Annotated in this window: 15 protein-coding genes; 4 read left to right on the top strand and 11 right to left on the bottom strand. The window is 46.2% G+C overall.

The genetic code is table 11. The features are described from left to right. Positions 1-20: 20 nt before the first annotated feature. The 5 genes from LOZ80_RS08340 to LOZ80_RS08320 are packed head-to-tail and all read right to left on the bottom strand — an operon-like array spanning position 21 to position 6,936. Positions 21-2,360, bottom strand: coding sequence for a helix-turn-helix domain-containing protein (locus tag LOZ80_RS08340; RefSeq protein WP_238170994.1), 2,340 nt, complete (start codon positions 2,358-2,360; stop codon positions 21-23). Positions 2,361-2,389: 29 nt separating this feature from the next. Continuing rightward, positions 2,390-3,463, bottom strand: a complete 1,074-nt coding sequence (locus LOZ80_RS08335; RefSeq protein ID WP_238170993.1) for a sialidase family protein — start codon at positions 3,461-3,463, stop codon at positions 2,390-2,392. A gap of 20 nt (positions 3,464-3,483) precedes the next feature. Beyond that, positions 3,484-5,082, bottom strand: coding sequence for a type 2 periplasmic-binding domain-containing protein (locus LOZ80_RS08330; protein WP_238170992.1), 1,599 nt, complete (start codon positions 5,080-5,082; stop codon positions 3,484-3,486). Between the two features lie 17 nt (positions 5,083-5,099). Next, positions 5,100-5,984: a carbohydrate ABC transporter permease gene (locus LOZ80_RS08325; protein WP_238170991.1), complete on the bottom strand. Its 885-nt coding sequence runs from the start codon at positions 5,982-5,984 to the stop codon at positions 5,100-5,102. A gap of 13 nt (positions 5,985-5,997) precedes the next feature. Further along, positions 5,998-6,936, bottom strand: coding sequence for an ABC transporter permease (locus LOZ80_RS08320; protein WP_238170990.1), 939 nt, complete (start codon positions 6,934-6,936; stop codon positions 5,998-6,000). A 244-nt stretch (positions 6,937-7,180) separates the two neighbouring features. On the opposite strand from LOZ80_RS08320, the gene LOZ80_RS08315 reads away from it, so the two are divergent. Together LOZ80_RS08315 and LOZ80_RS08310 are read left to right on the top strand one after the other, a co-directional pair. Continuing rightward, positions 7,181-7,816, top strand: coding sequence for a bifunctional 4-hydroxy-2-oxoglutarate aldolase/2-dehydro-3-deoxy-phosphogluconate aldolase (locus LOZ80_RS08315; RefSeq protein WP_238170989.1), 636 nt, complete (start codon positions 7,181-7,183; stop codon positions 7,814-7,816). A 136-nt stretch (positions 7,817-7,952) separates the two neighbouring features. Further along, positions 7,953-8,165 carry an alpha/beta-type small acid-soluble spore protein gene (locus LOZ80_RS08310; RefSeq protein WP_238170988.1) on the top strand — a complete coding sequence of 71 codons (213 nt, stop codon included), beginning with the start codon at positions 7,953-7,955 and terminating at the stop codon, positions 8,163-8,165. A 60-nt stretch (positions 8,166-8,225) separates the two neighbouring features. Here the strand turns inward: LOZ80_RS08310 and rpmF are convergent, their stop codons facing one another. From rpmF to LOZ80_RS08280, 6 genes are all read right to left on the bottom strand, one after another. Further along, complete coding sequence (rpmF, locus tag LOZ80_RS08305) at positions 8,226-8,402, bottom strand: 50S ribosomal protein L32 (protein ID WP_189014536.1); 177 nt, start codon at positions 8,400-8,402, stop codon at positions 8,226-8,228. A gap of 76 nt (positions 8,403-8,478) precedes the next feature. Then, positions 8,479-8,865, bottom strand: a complete 387-nt coding sequence (locus LOZ80_RS08300; protein WP_238170987.1) for a DoxX family protein — start codon at positions 8,863-8,865, stop codon at positions 8,479-8,481. A gap of 683 nt (positions 8,866-9,548) precedes the next feature. Continuing rightward, positions 9,549-13,205, bottom strand: a complete 3,657-nt coding sequence (locus LOZ80_RS08295; protein WP_238170986.1) for a fibronectin type III domain-containing protein — start codon at positions 13,203-13,205, stop codon at positions 9,549-9,551. Between the two features lie 140 nt (positions 13,206-13,345). Next, positions 13,346-14,746: an ABC transporter substrate-binding protein gene (locus tag LOZ80_RS08290; RefSeq protein ID WP_238170985.1), complete on the bottom strand. Its 1,401-nt coding sequence runs from the start codon at positions 14,744-14,746 to the stop codon at positions 13,346-13,348. Between the two features lie 136 nt (positions 14,747-14,882). Then, entirely contained in the window at positions 14,883-15,752 is an 870-nt protein-coding gene (locus LOZ80_RS08285) for a carbohydrate ABC transporter permease (RefSeq protein ID WP_238170984.1), read from the bottom strand. 11 nt (positions 15,753-15,763) lie between these two features. Continuing rightward, positions 15,764-16,675 carry a carbohydrate ABC transporter permease gene (locus LOZ80_RS08280; protein ID WP_238170983.1) on the bottom strand — a complete coding sequence of 304 codons (912 nt, stop codon included), beginning with the start codon at positions 16,673-16,675 and terminating at the stop codon, positions 15,764-15,766. 233 nt (positions 16,676-16,908) lie between these two features. Here LOZ80_RS08280 and LOZ80_RS08275 point away from each other — a divergent pair, with 233 nt between their 5' ends. Beyond that, positions 16,909-18,720: a sensor histidine kinase gene (locus tag LOZ80_RS08275; RefSeq protein ID WP_238170982.1), complete on the top strand. Its 1,812-nt coding sequence runs from the start codon at positions 16,909-16,911 to the stop codon at positions 18,718-18,720. Beyond that, complete coding sequence (locus LOZ80_RS08270; protein ID WP_238170981.1) at positions 18,717-19,772, top strand: response regulator transcription factor; 1,056 nt, start codon at positions 18,717-18,719, stop codon at positions 19,770-19,772. Before LOZ80_RS08275 ends, LOZ80_RS08270 begins: the two co-directional genes overlap by 4 nt. Positions 19,773-19,783 lie beyond the last annotated feature (11 nt).

Here is a 19,783-nt window from a genome sequence, read left to right as displayed (position 1 = left end):
ATCCTCCTATTCACATTCCATTACTCCCTGGATTCAGGGAACAGCAGTTTGTACTGTTGGGGCGTTATCCCTTCTCTTTTCTTAAATTTACGAATAAAATGGGACTGGTCTAGGTAGCCGACCCGCTCCACAATCTCTTTGACGCTCATCGACCTTGCTTGCAGCAATTCCTTCGCGCGATTCATGCGAATTTCTTCCACGTAGTCGCTTAGCGTCGTTCCTGTCTGATTTTTGAAATATCGCGATAAATACGAAGGAGAAACCCCAAAGGTATCGGCAATTTGGTTGGAATTTAAGGTCACGTCCGCATAATGCTGCGCAACAAAATCCACGATTTTATCGCGCAGCTCGTAATTCCTGCTTTCCTTCTTGCGGCCCGTTTCGTCCGCAAATCGGATACAGTAACGCAGGAAGATGCGCTCAAACTCCTCCACAGTTTCAAAAGCAAAAGCTTGCAGCATCTCATCTGAATCCCGATCCTGTTCTTCCCGGGAAATTTCCTTAGCCAATTTGAGCACAGCCATAATCAACCCTTGGCATAGCGCTTGCGCGGCTCTGGGCGCCAGATCGCTGCCGCGGATTGCTTGAATTTCTTCGGCAATGACCGTGCTCGTCAATTCGCGATCGCCCAACTTAATAGCCTTAATCAATTTGGCGGCAGCCTCATCCATAAACTCATAGTGCGAGTTCGCTTCTTCCATCGGGGCATCTTGATACAGCAGAACGAGATTGTTCCCTTCCAAGAATCGACGATGCGACGTTTCAACGGCTTGCCTGTAATACACTGGCATATCCAGTACATGATGAAACAATTCGCTGATTCCTAACGTAACCGTGAAAGGGAAAAGCCGCTCAAAGAAATCGCGAATTTTTTCTGCTGCCTCATGCAGCATCTCTTCACATTCTGCGTCTTCATCCGCTTTAATCCCTACCAAGAGCGCTACACCGCGGTTCTCGGTTAAATCGATGGCATAGCCATGGCCTAACTCCATGGAGATTTCCTCCGCTACATTCATAATGCTGTATTTGAGGACATTCTGAATGATCGCTGTGTTCGTCTTCTCGAAGTTGCGGTAATCATCAATACGAATAAGCAGCACAGCGAAACGTTCATAAGCAAGCTGCATGCCCGCTTTCCCAGTCAATTCGTCCAGTTCCTCACGGGATCTCACATTGCCTTTGATCAGATCAGCCAGAATCTTTTCTTTCCATGCCGCTGATTTGGTCCGCAGATGCGAGCGCAGGTCGTTATTCTCCAGATTCATATGTTCAAATGCTTCGCTCAACCAGCCAAGCTCATTATTTTGCCGATGCACCTCGGATGACGGGTTCTTGCGAACGGAATCCAGCAGCCTCTTGATTGGCTTATAATGTTGTCTGGCAAGGAAGAGCGATAAACCAATCCCCAGCAGCAGAACAGATACCACAATGACATAAAATATCGTCTGTGTTTGCCTAACCACAGTAAGAAACTGCGCCGTCGGCACGACTACGTAGTAAGACCAAGGCATGAAGCCGGATTCGAGTTGGACGGAAGAATGCGGTCCTTCCGGCAAATTCAAACTGCTCACGATGGAGGCCGTACGATCAACAGGCAGCCATGGAAGCAGTCTGGCTGCGTCCTTCCCTTCCCCGCTTCCACTGGAAGCGGATACGATTACTCGATCATCTTTATCAATTATGAAAGCCTCGCCTTCAAACTCCTTAATTGCCCCCCCTATCGCCTTTTTCAATTCCGCCCCACTGATCAAATACAGAACCACTTGCGTCGGTTTAACCCCGTTGCCTGGGAGTGGGAACATATAGATAGCCGCGTCCAACTTGTTGGCGCCATTCACGCTTATCGACTGAACGGGCAATAAATACGGCTCCTTGAGTCCTGCAGCAAGTTGCTCGAATTCCTCATGGTTCAAATTCGCGAAAGGGTATACGTTTTCAAAAAAAGTGTCCAGATCATAGACACCGCTTGCCGCATAAATCTTCTGCTCCGGCATGCCATTGAAATACAGACCAATATCCAGCAGGTAGGAGTGTGTAGAACCATATGACCTCAGCTCTTGAATACCCTGTTTCGTCTCATAGCCGCCTTCAGAGAAAGAATACCGCAACAGCTTATTATTACTTGTGATTTGCAACGACATTTGCCGCAATTCTGTAAATCGTTGATCGATCTGATCACGGATCTGCTTCAATGAGGTGATATTGGACTGTTCGACAATCCCCTCGAGTGTATCGAAAAACTTCGTGTAGACGAAGCCTCCGATAGCGGCAAGTAGAAAGACGACTAAGAACAGATAAGAAAAAAAGTAAGTCATAAGTCGTGATACCTGAGGTGTTCTTTGCTTTTTTCCAGTGCTCATATGTCGTCTTACTCCTTTACCGGACTTTCTTAATTGCTGGCTTTATTAACCAATTGCTTCAAGGCAGCATTTTCCGTCACACATGTCCCTGCCTTTATATCATCTTCGGTAAACACGGCCATTACTATTTCCTTGGCTTTCTCCCGTTCCCTGTCATAAATGATGTAAATAAGACCTTCCCGATCCTCTACGCCATCCGGGTAAGAAATATCTGATCTTTCATCCAGAACCAACCCGCTATTCCACGTGAGTCCATCATCCTCGGACAGCATGGCGGTCAGGTGGCTTCGCCCTTTGAAGCCATAATGGTTAACCAGCAGCAAACGGCCTGATTGCAGTCTGCGTATGAAGAAACGCGAGCTCGGACCGCCAAGCGCAGTCGGCTTGCCAGGCGACCAGGAACGTCCGCCGTCCAGCGAGACACTTTCCCCGATGCCATAGAACGTTCTGACCAGCATCCAGAGACTTCCGTCCGCACGTTCAACAAGCATATGCTCGTCGAAGTGACGATTCGGAATGTCCGCAGAACCTCGCAGTTGGAAGGTTGCTCCCTCATCGGTCGACACATACACATTCGAAAAGGCTTGCTCAGGCAATTCGTTCAGCGGTGATTCGTGGCATGCCCATACAGCAATCGGGAGCAGCCATTCTCCGCTCTTCAGCACCGTTGGTTTATTCATCATAATACCATCGGCAATACGCTTCGGGCTAGACCAGACAACCTCGTCAGCTCCCGGATCCGCGCAGACGGAAGCCCACACCCCACAGCGTCCGTCGTACCAGCCAAAGCTTTGGGACCAGAATACCCACAAGCGTCCTGCAGGGTCCTTCCACAAGCAAGGATCGAAAGCCCGCACCTGATCCGGCGGATCGATCACATAAAGCAGATCCGACCAGGTCTGTCCGCGATCCTCGCTTTTCACGAGAGCGACATAATTATTGGGGCCTTCTCCTTTGCCTCCGCTATAGAATGCTGCCCACAACCTATGGTCCGGTGCGCATTCGATACCGGGGATACCTTGCCACTGGCGAACTTGGTAGCGTTCGCCGTTCACGGGCTGAATCGCCGCCCCGTCCAACGCCAAATCATAATTGGGTCTCATGGCGCTTCCTCACTTTCTGCCTAGTTGCGTTTGTAGCGATCATAAGCGTCTTTATGGATCTTCATATATTCGTCCAATCCCATTTTCTTGATTGTCGCTACATATTCATCCCACTTGGAGAACGGCGCTTTTCCCATAATGAATTGGGTCTGCATTTCACCCACATACGTGTGGATATCGTTGCTCAGCGCTTTAAGGCGATCATTCTCTTCCTTGGTGAACAAGAACGCAGGCCATATTTCTTTCGGCACGAACGGCTTCAAGTTGTTGGCTGCTGCGATAACTTCCGGCATGCCTTCTCCGGTATCCCAAGCAAACCGCTCTTCACGAACAATAGGGTGTACAGAAAATGGTGAAACAAGCTCGCGGGAAATCGTTTGATCCAGAGTCAGACCGTCTTTGTTGTTCACAATGTCCTGAACAAAGCGATATTTGCCATCCTTCATTTCGAAAGTCTTGCCTTCTACGCCCATCCAGTAGAGAACGGCTCCCTCGCCATCCAGAAAGTAATCCGCCCAACGCATCGTGGCTTCCGGCTCTTTGTTGTTCTTAGTGATAACGAAAGCACCTTGGTTTTGCAGGACAGGGCTGATGCCTCCCCAGTTCTGATCGCCAGCTGGACCTTTCAGCGCAGCGCCCAAACCAGCATAATTCGCTTTCAATTGTCCTGCTGGCACGACATTAATATTGGCAAACCCGCCTACAAGTCCTTTGGAGATTTTGGCGGTAAGGATCGTTGCATTGTTGGTGAAAATTTCTTTATCCAGCAAGCCTTCCGCATACAGTTTGTTCATGTAGGTCAGCAAATCTTTGTATTTCGGATCGGTTTGCATAAACCGCATTACCCCAGCTTTATCATCGTAGTCGACGTAAGCGTTCGCATTGCCGCGGCTGTAAAGTCCCCATGCTCCTGCTAAAGAACGCAGGGTATTATTGATATCCGTGCTGCTCAGCGGAATGCGCTCCGGATCTTTGGCCTTGAAGGCTTTGAGCACATCGTAGAGCTCATCCGTTGTTGCAGGCATTTTCTTTCCTGCTTCATCCAGCCATTTCTGATTAATGAACATCTTCGTGCCAATCCGGTGCGTGATATTGGAGGACATTTTGGGAAGTCCATAAATTTTGCCATCAGGTGCTGTGATTCCTTTGAGCACTTCTGGATTTGCTTTGAGAATTTTGGAGAAGTTAGGCGCGTATTTATCTATCAGATCATTCAATGGAATGAATAAACCTTGTTGTCCATACGTAATCATGTCCTGTGAATTAATCCCTCCGCCGTAGAAAGCATCAGGAATATCATTGGTCGCCAGCAGGAGGTTCTTCTTCTCTTCCAAGCTCGCTTGCGGAACCAGGTTCCAATCGATATGAATGCCCGTTTTTTTCTCCGCTTCCTTCCAGAGGAGCTTATCCTTCCATTCCCCTTGAAGCGGCGATTGGCCCGCCATCATCCGAAGCGTAATCGGCTGCTTCACGATTGGCATACCCGTTTCATTCAATGTCTTGCTTGCTTTAGCAGGTTGCACGGACGGTGTTGCCTTATCTGTATTGGAACAGGCCGAGAGCAGGCTTGTCGCCATAATAACAACGAAAGCGGTTTTAATGGATTTAAGATGCAGCATGATGTAAATCCCCCTATTTAGCCTTTGATAGCTCCAATCATAACTCCTTTGACGAAGTAACGTTGGAGAAATGGATATAACAGTAATACCGGCAGACTGGAAACGATAATGACGGCATATTTCAAACCTTCTGTCAGCATGATTTGGTCCACTGAAGCTTCGGAGCCACTAACCATGTTGCCCATCTGATTTTGCAAAAGAATCTGTCTAAGAATTAATTGCAGTGGATATTTCTGAGAATCCGACAAGTAGATAAGTGCATTGAAAAAAGAATTCCAGTGGCCGATTCCATAAAACAAGAGCATGACGGCTATAACCGGCATCGACAGCGGAAGGATGATGCTTATGAGCATGCGGAAATTCGAGCATCCATCGATCTGGGCTGACTCTTGCAGTTCAACCGGAATCGCCTGAAAAAAAGTTCGCATTATAATAATATTCCACATCGATACGGCACCCGGAATAATAATCGCCCAAATGGTATTAATCAAACCGAGGTTCTTGATTAACAAGTAGGTTGGAATCAACCCGCCGCTGAAAAACATCGTTATGACAAAGATAATGGTCAAAACATGACGACCTACAAAATCTTTACGTGACAGAGGATAAGCAGCGCCTATGGTTAAAAGTAGATTAAGCGTCGTGCCTACACAAGTATAAATCAATGTATTGATATATCCTCTCATAATCCCGTCATCTTGGAAAACTCGGATATAGGATTGCACGTTGATCTGCTTGGGCAGCAGCCATACTTGACCTTCAACCACAGCGGCCGGACTGCTGAATGAAGCACTTAATACGAATACAAGTGGATAGAGAACAAGCATTGTTACTAAACTTAATATCACAACATTGACAACATCGAATACGCTATCTCCTCTGGTTTGCGCTAGTCTGCCCACCTTCAATTCCTCCTTACCATAGGCTTGTATCCGTCAGCCTTTTCGAAATTCGATTCACTACGATTAACAAGATTAAGTTGATGACTGAATTGAACAATCCTACCGCCGCAGAGAAGCTGTACTGAGCCCCCAACACGCCCGATCGATACACATAAGTGGATATAATATCGGATGCGCTGATGTTTACATCATTTTGCATCAAGAACACTTTCTCGAAGCCTACGGCCATAATTTGCCCGCATTGCATAATAAACAGGATCATCACCGTTGGCATAATCGCCGGCACATTGATATGCCAGATACGCTGGAGCTTGCTGGCTCCTTCCAGTGTGGCCGATTCATGCTGCTGCGGATCAACGCCGGCCAATGCCGCGATGAACAGGATGGAATTCCAGCCTATGTTCTGCCATACACCTGAAAACACATACAACGACTTGAACCATGAAGGCTCCGCCATAAAATCAATCGGAGTTCCTCCTGCCCATAGGATGAATTGATTCACTAACCCTGTTTTTGGGGAAAGGAAAATCGCCATCATCCCTACCAGGACTACGGTTGAAATGAAATGAGGCGCATACGTGACAAGCTGTACCGTCTTCTTGAACATAACTTGCCTAATTTCATTAATTAACAGCGCGAACATGATTGACAGCGGAAAGCTGATAATTAAGTAGTACACGCTAATCAACACCGTATTCGTCAACAGCCTTTGGAAGTAATACCCTTGAAAAAATCGTTCAAAATGCTGCAGTCCCACCCAAGGACTTCCCCATATTCCTTGCACGGCGTTGAAGTCTTTGAAAGCAATTTGGACGCCATACATGGGAATGTAATCAAACACGATAACATACACAAGGGCTGGCAAGATCAATAGGTATAATTCCCAATTTCGTCTGATTCCTTTAAGCGATACGCTGTTCACAATTCTGGTTGCCCCCTCTCCGATATCCATGCATTCTGTCTCTACTCCCTGTCTTCTCCATACTAACCTCAGCTTCTCATCAGCATCTCCTCCTCCTCTGCGGGATACCTCCATCCTAGTGTCAGAGCCCCTAAATCGTATATAGAAGTCTGTTGACCTGTATGGTTCATTGATTACAATTGCGGGTTTTATAAGGTTTTTCTGCTTGTTAGGATAGATGTTTGGTCCTAGGCATGTCATAATAGAGCCTATACTTAACTTGGAGGATCTTACTATGAATCGTGAAAAAGGATTACTTGAAATTGAACGCACCCGAATCATTGCCATTGTCAGAGGTGTCGAAGAACAACATATGGCATTCGTAGCTGACGCTTTGCTGCAAGGTGGCGTGACGGTCATGGAAATTACCTTGAATACGCCTGGCGCTCTAACCATGATTACTCAACTGCAAGAAAAGCTTGGAGATCAGATGTACATAGGTGCAGGCACTGTTCTTGATTTGGACGATGCCAAACGCGCTATAGCTGCTGGCGCTGCTTTCATCGTGACACCCAACACCGATGAGGAAGTCATTCGTTTTGCTCACAGTCAACAAATCCCCATCTTCCCAGGCGCTCTAACGCCAACGGAAATTGTGAAAGCTTGGAAAGCCGGCGCGACAGCAGTCAAAGTATTCCCAAGCGCCAGCCTTGGCCTCACGTATATCAAAGAACTGATGGGACCTCTCTCCCATATTCCTATGATGGCCGTTGGCGGTGTTACCGAAGAAAACATCCACGAATTTCTGCAAATCGGCTGTTATGGCTTAGGCATTGGCGGCTCACTCATTAATCTTCCACAAATTCAAGCTGGCAACTACGCATGGATTACAAATAAAGCATCACGCTTGCTTGCTGCGTCCAAGGGCTAACGAATAGCAAAAACCTTCAGGAATGGTTCATCCTGAAGGTTTTTTTCTTTTTTTTGCTCAAACATGAATTCGCATGTATAAGACTCCCTTTCACTCCACACAATACTATTACACCACGAGATAGGAGTTGGCTAAGATGGCTAACAATAACAACACATTAGTAGTTCCACAGGCAAAAGCAGCTTTAAATCAAATTAAACTGGAAGTCGCACAAGAACTTGGAATTCCGCTGCAACCAAATGGTTACAACGGCAACCTTGCTACACGGGATGCAGGCGCTATTGGCGGCAATATCACGAAAAGATTAGTGCAAATTGCTGAGCAGCAACTTACTGGCTACACGCGCTAAACAACAAAAAAGACTACAGTCACCTTGCGGTGCTGTAGTCTTTTTGCAATTCATATGAAATTATTGAGCTTTAATAATCTCTCTGCCTTTATATGAACCGCAGTTTTTGCAAACACGGTGGGAAAGTTTGAATTCTCCACATTGTTCACACTTCACCATACCTGGAACTTCCAGTTTAAAGTGAGTACGGCGCTTATCGCGACGTGTTTTGGACGTTCTTCTTTGAGGAACAGCCATTGTCAAAACACCTCCTTAAACAACTTTTATATAATACCATTACTTTGGGTAATTGTCTAATGGATTCAGGAAAAATTTACGATAAAAAAAGTTTGCGCACTTGCTCATTCCGCAGCCAAAGGCCTCCCCAAACCAAGATTGCCAAATACACCGAAAATAAAAGGGTCGAGAAAAGCGGAGCATCCATCCGTAATTGTGTAGCGATCACGCCGCCAAAATAACCGGTTAACAAAATTGCACCCAAAATCGTCGTACGGGGAATGGCATAAAGAATCGTAGCCAACAGCCCCAATATACCGATCACAACGATATGATGCTCCTGGAACCCGAGTGAAACCGTCGATTCTACGACCACTGCGGGCTTGATCAATTTCATGCTACCGTCAAAAAGCATAAATAAAATTGCAATCCAGCTCAATACTCTACCTGTCCACAAACGTCCTTTGGATATGTTTCTTGTCATTGTTCTTCGCTCCTTTATACTGACTCCCTATTGATTACATACTACTGATTACAAACCTATATTATCACAAATTCAGTCTGTTGATTTCTACTAAATTGCTGTTTTGCAATAATATTATTGATTATCCCATCAACGCTGCTCCCACCGCTTCCAGATGCGCCTACAGTGTATCATGACCCATAGCGAAGAAGCCCTCCCGCTAGCGGGAGAGCTTTATTAGTTAGTCTGGTCCTTCTGCTTCTCTTTTCTAAACTAACGAATGCTGCGATGCTTATCAATGCGAAATTGGCGACTTTTAAGAGCTAACGAGCTGAATCATCGTTATGAAGTAGTTTTAAGGCGGAATTGTGATCATTTGCTTGCAATAACGTATCTGGAATTCGTTATCTTTTCCACTGCATTCATTTTGGTCAAATAAGCAGTATTGAGTTCGTAAGCGAGATCCACCTATGTGCCTGTTCCATGCGGCATATCCTGTTAAGAGAACTCTATGACGCTATTTAGGCAAATCGTAGCATTGCTAGGGTAGCAGCGGAACTACAGGGTCTTATTTCCACAAAATGAGCAAAATTTCCCATCAATCAGTAAAATAGCACCCTGTAGTTCCCTCACCCTCGATAAAATTCCATTTTTTCCCTTAATAACACATTCAAGGCGCTTGGCGTCGTTGGCGCTTCGTTGTCCTATTTTACTTTCACATTATCGAAACTAACTTTCTGCAAATGCGCGAAAAATCCGATTTTCCCATTGCCGAATGTCGCGTCAGTTGCGGTTAGAGCAAGTTCACCGTCCAGTAACGCGAATAAGGAGCTGCCCTGAACTGAAAAGGCAATGCGATGACTTGCACCTGTCGTCGGCGGCGTTGCCAGCCATTTAGTCGCCAGCACAGTCTGTGCGCCATTGACCATACGGCAAATTTGCAAAATACGGTAGGTCGAATTATAAGAAACATAATAATAGTTATTGCTGTCTCTGTATCTGGCGACAAGCCCCGCTTCTGAATGCCAAGTGTCTACCTTCATATCAGCGCTGACCGTGTAGTCGGTCCAAGAGCTTTGGCCTGCCACAAGCTTTAAACCGCCCTTCGTTTCATCATTATTGCTGTAAACATGGTTGGCACTGCCGTCAGATCTTAGGCTCCACGTCCCCCAACCATTGACGTCCTTCCAACTGTTCAAATTCCCCCGTTCAAAATCGTCCTGCATCAGCGTATCGAACGTCGTCACGTTGACTGAATTACTAGCCACGGATATATTGCCTGCGACATCGGTCGCTTTAATCATGTATGTGTAAGTTGTTCCTTGCGACAAGCCACTATCCGTAAACGTTAGGGACTGCGCGCCAAGCGAAGCAATTTGCGTGCCATCGCGGTAGATTTGGTACTGTGTCACGGCCCCCCCAGCATCAGTCGATGCACTCCACGCCAAATTCACTTGTGAACTGTTAAGTGCCTCGCCGGTGACATTACCTGGCGCTGTAGGAGGTACGGCATCCATACCCATTACAACAAAATTATCGTACTGCGCTTTCTGCAAATGTGCGAACAGTCCTGCCTTTCCACTCGTAAAGACGGTATCCGATACGGATAATTTCTCCACGCCGTCCAAATAACCCGTCAATAGGCTTCCTTTGGCTTCAAGCTTGAATCGATGAAAATCCCCTGTTGTCATTGGCGAAGCCAACCATTTCGTCTTGAGTACTGACTGCACGCCGTTCTGGATACGGCAGATCTGCAGGATCTGGTATTGCGAATTATAAGATAAATAATAATAGTTCTGCGGGTTTACATATCTGGCAATTATCCCGACTTCGGCTTTCCAATCGTCCACAAGGATGTCTGAGCTCACGCTGTAATCCGTCCAACCGCTTAGACCTGTAAGCAGTTTGAGCCCGCCTTTGGTATCATCAATATTGGCATAAACGTGATTGGTAACGCTATTGCTAATCTGGTTCCACGTCCCCCAGCCGTTGATATCTTGCCAATTATGAAGATTGCTTTGTTCAAAATCATCATCAAGCAGTGGCGCATAGACAAGCTCGAATGCGAAACCTTTGTCTGTCGCTAGCTGCACACCAATACCATTCGCAGTTGGAAAGACTGGAAGTTCAGCAATCCGCTCGCCATTCATCGCCAATTGATATGCTTTGTATCCATCCGCTTGGCGCGATGTATTTAAGCGAAATTGTGCTGTTCCCAATTGGGATAAGGTTGGCAATGTACCCTTGTAGAATTTCACTGATCCATCTGCTTGTGCAACGCTTTGCTCACCTGTTCCTTTAACATCCGTCGTATACATAGCCAAGATGCGGTTGCTGCTGCCAAGCGACTTCTCATCCAATGAAGAAGCGAAGAACGTTCCTCTCTCGCTAGTTGCCGTTACTTCCGCTTGATTGAATGTAAAGTTATGATTGTTCAGGGTGCCAACAGCAGCAATCGTTTTGGTTGTATCCACTTGATATGTATTCAAATTAAGATCAAAGAGGAGTTCTCCGGTATCTGAAACTAATTTATTCTGATTCAAATTTGCCAGCATCTTGATTTTAAGCGCAGCGTCGTCTAACGAATTAATGAATACCTCCGCTGTTTCTTTAAAACTCATGTCAGGCGTTAGGTACAGCTTGTTCGCAGTTGGTAGATTGCCGCTTGAGATTTGCTGGGAAGTAACATCCGGCGTAACTTTATAAACAGCAAAGGTTACCCCTGTTTCAGCATAGACCGTCTGCGTATTAAATAAATGCGGGATATACGATAAATTCTCAATGCTATCTGCAAATTGATTCGCTTGCCCCTGCGTCTGCGACCATGTCCGATCACGGACAATGACGAATTTCGGCGTGCTGGCTTGCAGGGCATTATTGCGGAACAACAGCGAGGATTCAACTTCGGATACGATGCCAAGCGGGTCCCCGGCAATCATCAACCAATTTTGTCCATACGGAATATCTTCGACGAGTTCATTTCCATTCAATTCACCGCCAAACTCAAAACGATTCATGAGATCCCAATTCTGATAGGCACCAAGTGCGCTGGTCATAATGCCAATCTCTTCTCGGCCGGCAACTGGTAGTCCGTCGTTAAACTCCGTTAGCGCGAACGGCTTCTTATACTGCTGACGCAAAGAAAGCGCAGGATAATAATAGAAATACGGACTATCTGTATCAAAAGATTTCACATAACTGGCTGCGGTTGCCGCTGAAAATGTTGTACTGAGACGCGGAAATTTCAGTGGATTATAGAGCAGTCCCGTTCCGCTGCTATCCGAGAACTTGGTTTGCACCAAGGCATGATACATATGGGTCTCATAGATATCTGCTTGCGTACGCCAACTGCTGACCAATGGGCTGTCTAAATAGTTCATTCCGCCAATTGGAACCTTTATACTCAGCGTATTTTGCAAATAACTTTTCATCTGTTCATAGGCAGTTAACGTTTTATCCGACATATATGCAGCCAGCTGATTCTGTGCATCACCACTTACAGCCCAATAATTACTTGGAAATGAAGTGGCTGCTGGCAAGTTTTTCGTACTCAGAAACTGATTGAAATCCGTCAGCAACCATTGCCGCAAAGCAGGCTTGAACGTAGAACTGGTCAAATTTACATTGGCAAGCAGCCCTTCGTTCCACGGACTGACACCAATCAATACGGGATCGTCCTTCAGAGCTAAGCCCGTATACGGATTAATGTGTGTTAGCCATTTCTGCGCTGCCGATTGCCATACCTCATAAGCAGCCGGCATCAACTGGACTAAGATGTTGGATGCATAATTATTTCCAGCATATGGAGCTAGATCGGGCACCATCGACATGTCGAAGAAAGTTAAGATATCAATAGAGACATAAATGCCACGCAATTTGAGTTGCGCAATCAAGTATTCAAGTCGATCAAGCTTCGTCAGATTAAGTTCAACGGTTGTTGAGGTTGGCTGCTCGAAGATCCCTTGCGCCCATGTCTGCATCCAATCCTGCCCATGGATGCGGATAACGTTATAGCCCATTTGTGCCATTCGATCAGCAATAGCTTTTGCTTGTTCATCAGGTGTAAACAAGGACGCATTGACCAGGTTTGCCCCATAGAAGCGCACTTTCCGACTAGGCTCATTCTCAAAATAGTAGTTGCCCTCTTCATCGATTTTCACAAATCCATGTTTGCCTGCGGGAGCCTCATTCATAAACGATAAATCCAGTGCGCTGCCGATCACGCCATGTGGATTTGTATCGATTGGATGCCAGATCTCATTCGCAGCGACCCGTACATCCCGCTGCCATACCAGCAAAAGTGTGCACAGGAATAAGAAAGCAACTGTCAACTTAGAAACTTTTCGTATTAATATCATCATTTGGCCTCCTATTTACAACGTATACTAATTACAGGATTTCCTTGCACTCGGCTTCCCTTACACCACATTTCTATCCTAATTTATTAGAAAAACAACGCAGCGTCTGACAATTCATTCACAGCCGCTGCGTTGTTGCTTCCTTATCTCGTATAATCTTCTTTCTTGAACTTGCCAGCGGCAAGTGCCGTATCGTAAGCGCCATTATAGATGTCGTTCAACTGCTGAAGGGCCGGTTCAATCGGTTTATCCGTTAGGAATAACTCTGTGAGTGTTTCCCGATACGTTTTACCTTTCACTTCCATGAACGAGCTTGGCGGCCACATCATGGATCGCTCCGTCGGTTTAACCAGGAATCCCACCGATCCTTTGGCGTTCGACGCATAAGCAGGATCTGCCGCCTCCGGGTTGAGGGCAATAATTTTGCCCGCCTTTTGCAATACCTGACTCATCTGCTTGCCGTTGAAGAACTCGAATACTTTGGCTGCTTCTTTGGGATGTTTGGAGCCGGACCAGATCGACCAGGAGCCGCCGGTTGAGGCAACGCCTCCCGAATTTACCGTTCCATCCGGTACCGGCAGTGCAGCTACACCCCAATCTGCTTTGCTTTTGAACTGATCATTCAGCACGCCGACATCCCAGGTTTGGGCAACAAACATGCCGATTTTGCCGTCTGCAAAGGCAGAGCGCATCGGGTCATTGTCCAAACTGCTGGCGCCGGGGAAAGCCCATTTGTTTTTGATGATCTCGCGAACCATTTCGACGGCTGGTTTGTATTTATCCATTTCGAACTTGCCGGTTTTCACATTGTACGTTGACGACGAGAGATCCCCGTTGCCCGCAGCGATAAGCGGGTCAATTCCCCAATCCACGTATCCGACATATTTAAGCGGAATCCCTATCCCGTATGATTCGCCTTTGCCCGCTTCGGTAATTTTCTTGGCTGCAGCCTTCATTTCACTAAATGTAACCGGCGGTTTCTCCGGGTCAAGACCTGCACTGCGGAATAAATCCTTGTTATAAATGAGACGCGAGGTGATCGCCGTCGTTGGCAGTGAATATAGCTTTCCATCTGGACTTTTGCCCGAAGTAAAGGGCTTGAGAGTGCTGATTAGCTTCTGGTCAACAAGCCCTTCAATCGGTAGCACCCACTTATTCTTGTCATAGTCGATGCCGCCAACCCGGGTGAAAATATCAGGCGCTTGATTGGTTTGCAAAGCAAGCGTTAACACTTTGGCATAGTCATCGCTTTGCACGACATAATTAATTTGAACATCTTTATTAGCGCTATTAAATTGTTTCACTTGCTCCGTCACTACATCCATGGCTGATCTGTCGTTGGACCACGCGGTTATGGTAACGGGCTCTTTGGCTGGAGCTTTGTCAGCTGTTGTGGGCTGCGAGCCCGCCGATGCGGAAGCGCTTGCATTATTGCTCTTATTTTCTGATGAAGTGCCGCAGGCACTGAGCATACTCATAGCTACAAATGGTATAACGATTACGGATAATACCGACTTCATTTTCTTGTTGTAATGGGTTGACATCGCTTCGTATCCCCCTATGGAATCCTAGAATATGTTTATAATTGTATACTACCTGAAAGCCTGACTCGATTACTTCTTCAACAGATCAACCATCTATCCCTTTACACAGGGACCACCTCCCTTATCTCGGATGTCCTTATCCTTTTAGCGCGCCGCCAGACAACGAAGTTATGAATTGTTTTTGCAGCAGTAGAAAAAGCAGCACGATAGGCATTAAGGCAATCATCGAGCCCGCCATCATAAAATGCCAAGAAGTGGCACCTGCGGCACTGCTCCTAAGCGAGTACACACCGATAATGACTGTCCGCCAATCCGGATTCGCAAGCGTAAAGACCAGTGGCAATAGAAAGTCATTCCATGAAGCTTGGAAAGAAAACAAGGCAACACTGGCTAACATCGGACGCATGATTGGCAAGGCAATCAACCGATAAATTTGAAAGAAACTAGCACCATCTATCACGGCTGCTTCATCGATTTCTTTGCTAAGCGTCTGTATGAATGATTTAATCAGAAAGGTATTGACTAGTAAACCACCAGCAGCCTGCACAATGACTACCCCATATAAGTTAAGAATGTGAAACTGCAAGGCAATTTTCATAATCGGGAATAACAGGGCTGAACCGAAACTTGCAAATATCGTAGCTGAAAATAAGACCTCCACAATACGTGTTGCCAATATCCTCTTCCTGGCCAGAACGAAGCCAAACATCGATGAATTTATCATGATAATAACAACACTAAAGAAAGTTACAAAAATACTGTTTTTGAAATATCTCGCGAAATTAGACAACTCCCAAACCTCTCGGTAATTGGCCCAACGCCATGTTTTGGGCAGCAGCGAGGAACCTTCCGACATCAGTTCATGAAGCGGTTTGAACGATGCAAAGAAGGCGTACACAATAGGAAATAAAGTGATTGCAGCTATAACGAGCAGAAAGCTGATTTTCAAAAAGGAGGGGATTAGCAGCTTATATCTCCTATTTTGATTTTTCGTTGATACGAACATGTCGATCCCTCTCATTCTTGATGCTGTGTTTTACGTTGCATGCGGAAATATAAGACAGATATGACCCCGATGATAACGGTTGCAATGATACTTAGCGCTGAACCATAGCCCTGCTGCTGGGAGGTCATGGAATCACTGAAAAAATAGCGGTAGATATAGGTAAACATGATTTCCGTCTTTCCGTATGGCCCTCCATCTGTAAGCACTTTGACGATATCGAACGTTTTTAGCGTGTACACGATCATCATCATGACAATGATGGAGAAGATCGGCCCCAGCATAGGAATCGTAATACGGATTAATTTTCTAGTCTCGCTCGCTCCTTCAAGATCTGCGCATTCATACAATTCTTTGGGAATCGTCTGCAAGCCAATGAGAAAGTAGATCATATTGACCCCAAATCCGCTCCAGATCCCAATCAAGATTAAACACGTCATCGACCAGAAGGGCGAACCCAAGAAATCGACAGGCGCCCCGATTAGATGCAGCATCTCCAGAACACCATTGATTACACCATCTACAGGACGCAGCAGGAAATAAAAGATGACGCCCATAACAGCCATACTGACCAAATGAGGCAAAAAGAAGATCGTGCGAAACCAATTGGCTGCGAATACTTTCTTGTTCAAAATGATCGCTAGAATCAGCGCAAGCGGTGCTTCAATGAGTATCTTAAACAAAGCAAAAATGAAGGTATTCCATACTGCATTCCACCAGACCTGATCCTTTAGTGCATAAGCAAAATTATCCAGTCCTACCCATCGAGGCGTCCCTGCGCCGTCATAGCTTGTAAAACTGATATAAAGCACCCACAGCATGGGAAGAAAGACAAACACGGCATATAGCGCAAATCCTGGCGTCATCATCAAATAGGCAGACAAATTATCTGCTCTTCGCCGCTTCGAGCCGGTAGATCTATTCATTTCCTTCCATCCCTTTCGTTTGTATCTCTCCGTTGTTTGGAGGTCATATTTATCTTATTTGAACCCTGCCTTGCGGTCGATGTCCTACAACGACATCTCTTGTGCTATAAAAATCAAACCGAACAGACCCGGTAATCGTTCCTAGACGCGCATGATCACGTGGGTTATAATTACGTCGATCATATGGAAATAAATCGCTTTCATATAAGCCAGGTAAGGATGTGTCGCCTTTCATGCCGTCTATGATCCAGCTCTGGATGAATCGCTCTTTGCGAACGAAACTATTTGTACTCATGATTGTGGTCGCCGTCATTCCGAATATCGTGACCAATATGATTACACAAATTTACTATCGGGACATGACCAAGGAAATTGAGCTGGACCGCATGCAGCGCGCGATTCATCAGACCAGCTCCAATCTGGATGCAACGCTGAAAACAATCGTCTCCGACATGTTCTATTTCATCGCCTATTCCGATCAGGGTGATGAACTCTTGGAAGCAGATGCCACGCCAGGCGGGCTGACCGAAGACTTGCGGAAAGCTGCCAAGCAGCTGGGTAATTTCCGCATGCGCTACCCTGAGTTTGTCGATTCCGTCTTTTTCTATCGAGATGATGGTGTTTTCTTTCATGACTCCGGATTGTCTCTGAATGAAACCGTTGATCCGTATCGTATGCAGTGGTATTCTCACTTTCAACAGAAAACAAGTGAAATCTGGGGACAACCTTCCGAGGAAGCGCTTTTTAATCAAGATAAATCCGCCAAAACCGTTTATGTAATGATGGGGATGTATGGCCTGCTCTCGCATGATGGCATGCTTGTCGTTCGTATTAATCCAGATATTTTCGGCAAATATTTTCAACATCTAACTAGCGCTAATACCACCATCCGCATTCAAAATAACCAAGGTGACACGCTTTTCGATTCGTCCACCACCACTCCAGGTGTTTCGGATGAACAGCCCGTCCAGTTTCAAGAGCGCGTGGCAGACGATGAGTTTGTCATCCATGTCAGCATCAGTGAAAGCCTTATTTATCAACGTATTAATCAAATCAAGAAAATCAATACCCTCATTGTCAGCCTTTCCATCATCTTGGCCTTTATGCTTTCCCTGCTGTTCTCATCCACCTTAACCAAACAATTGAGAAAATTGCTGCAGCTTATGCGCATTGTCGAAAAGGGCGATTTCCAGGTAGCTGCCCCTGTTCCTTATCAGGATGAAATCAGTAAGCTAAGCCATGTTTTCAATCAAATGGTCAAAAAGATTTCCCACTTGATCAGGGAGGTTTATGATACTAGGATGGAGACAATGGCCGCTCAGCTGCGGCAGCGCGAAGCCGTTATTCTCGCCATGCAAAATCAAATAAATCCGCATTTTTTATATAACACCCTTGAAACTATTAACTGCCGTGCGATTATTCATCAGACACCGGACATCAGCGTAATGTGTACCTCACTGGCCAGCTTCTTTCGCTATGCCATCGAGAAGCAGCAAATTATCGTTCCCCTGCACAAAGAAATTGAGCATGTGAAGACCTATTTGCGCATACAGGAAGAAAGGTTCGGCGAACTGTTAGTGGATATCGACATTCCAGATGAGCTATTCCCCTGCCCGACTGTTAAACTGACTTTGCAACCTTTGCTTGAGAACGCATTCAATTATGGTTTTACCGCTGAAGGCGAGTATGGACTTCGGATTTGGGGGGAAGAAGCGGATGGTAACTGCCTAATCTTCATTGAAGACAATGGAGTAGGGATGGCTGAGGATAAGCGCGACTACTTCAATCATTTGTTCATTGATGACCTTACAGAAGAATCGGATAATCATGCAGCCGCAACGTCCAAATGGGGTGAGCAAGATGAGAGTAATGATGCAGTCATCTCCGCCATCCCGATTTCTACAGGAATCGGGATGCTGAACGTTCATCGCCGGATTCGGTTGCTGTTTGGCCATCCATTTGGCTTATATTTGCTGTCCACGCCAGGCGGCGGCGTCACAGTCAGAATGACACTGCCTTGGAAAAATACGGAGGTGCCCCTGTGAATATTATTATTGTCGATGACGAACCGACCATTCGCGCCGGGCTGCGCGTACTGCTTGCGAACTGCTTTGAGAGCCTGGTCGTTACGGGCGAAGCCCGCAATGGCAAAGAGGCGCTGCAGCTTCTGGAAGATACCCGCGCTGATGTGATGCTCACCGATATCCGCATGCCAGTTATGGATGGTTTGCAGTTGATTCAATCGGTGAAGGATCGGTATCCGCACATTGAATGCATTATCTTAACCGGTCATTCCGATTTCGAATATGCACGCCTGGCTTTGCAGTTCGGCGTAACTGATTATCTCGTCAAACCCATAACGCAAGAAAAAATGAATGAAGCCATTCTTAGGGTCATTGGCCGCAATCCGAATCATTGGATCACCCAACTATCTGCGGGTATTATGCGCGAACTTAAACGAACCGTCGACAATATTGTGAAAGGAATTGCATCCGGGGACCGTTTAAGCCTTCTCCAAGCTGCAGCCATGTGGCAGCAAAATTGTCAAACTTGGAGTCTTAGTCCTACCTTGCAGAAACACCTGATCGGGTATATCAAACTAGCCTATGAGACAGAACTGCTGGCATCCTGGCCCTCCATGCCTGTTCTGGGCAGCGCTCTGGGCAGCGCTCTGGGCAGCGCTGAAATTAATGAACAGGAAGCTTATGAACGCTGGACAATCGACTTGGCTGACAAAGCAAATTGGATTTCAACGCGTACTTCACCACGCAATCGACGAATTTACGAGCAAGTCTTGTCGTATCTGGATAACCACTATGCTAATCCTGCATTGACGATTCATGACATCGCTGCACACTGCGGCATTACGGCAGCCTATTTAAGCAAATTAATTCGCGATACCGCCAATCGTCCGCTAACGGCATTGCTTTCTGAGCTGCGAATGGACAAAGCCAAGGAACAATTAAAGCAGCTGGATCATAGCAAGCTGTCCGTTGTCGCCGAAAATTGCGGGTTTGGCGACTACCCTCATTTCTCCAAACTATTCAAAAAAATGCACGGCATTTCACCCCAAGAGTTCAGGGACAAACGATCGTAGATCCTCTATAT

Origin of the sequence: Paenibacillus sp. HWE-109 (assembly GCF_022163125.1) — a bacterium.
Classification (GTDB): Bacteria; Bacillota; Bacilli; order Paenibacillales; family NBRC-103111; genus Paenibacillus_E.
Note: the sequence above shows the minus strand (reverse complement) of the source record. Positions and strands in the feature narration are given on the sequence as shown.

Coding starts and splice junctions, on each gene's coding strand:
- LOZ80_RS08340 (WP_238170994.1), bottom strand. CDS start 2,360: ATGAGCACTGGAAAAAAGCAAAGAACACCTCAGGTATCACGACTTATG.
- LOZ80_RS08335 (WP_238170993.1), bottom strand. CDS start 3,463: ATGAGACCCAATTATGATTTGGCGTTGGACGGGGCGGCGATTCAGCCC.
- LOZ80_RS08330 (WP_238170992.1), bottom strand. CDS start 5,082: ATGCTGCATCTTAAATCCATTAAAACCGCTTTCGTTGTTATTATGGCG.
- LOZ80_RS08320 (WP_238170990.1), bottom strand. CDS start 6,936: ATGGATATCGGAGAGGGGGCAACCAGAATTGTGAACAGCGTATCGCTT.
- LOZ80_RS08315 (WP_238170989.1), top strand. CDS start 7,181: ATGAATCGTGAAAAAGGATTACTTGAAATTGAACGCACCCGAATCATT.
- LOZ80_RS08310 (WP_238170988.1), top strand. CDS start 7,953: ATGGCTAACAATAACAACACATTAGTAGTTCCACAGGCAAAAGCAGCT.
- rpmF (WP_189014536.1), bottom strand. CDS start 8,402: ATGGCTGTTCCTCAAAGAAGAACGTCCAAAACACGTCGCGATAAGCGC.
- LOZ80_RS08300 (WP_238170987.1), bottom strand. CDS start 8,865: ATGACAAGAAACATATCCAAAGGACGTTTGTGGACAGGTAGAGTATTG.
- LOZ80_RS08295 (WP_238170986.1), bottom strand. CDS start 13,205: ATGATGATATTAATACGAAAAGTTTCTAAGTTGACAGTTGCTTTCTTA.
- LOZ80_RS08290 (WP_238170985.1), bottom strand. CDS start 14,746: ATGTCAACCCATTACAACAAGAAAATGAAGTCGGTATTATCCGTAATC.
- LOZ80_RS08285 (WP_238170984.1), bottom strand. CDS start 15,752: ATGTTCGTATCAACGAAAAATCAAAATAGGAGATATAAGCTGCTAATC.
- LOZ80_RS08280 (WP_238170983.1), bottom strand. CDS start 16,675: ATGAATAGATCTACCGGCTCGAAGCGGCGAAGAGCAGATAATTTGTCT.
- LOZ80_RS08275 (WP_238170982.1), top strand. CDS start 16,909: ATGCCGTCTATGATCCAGCTCTGGATGAATCGCTCTTTGCGAACGAAA.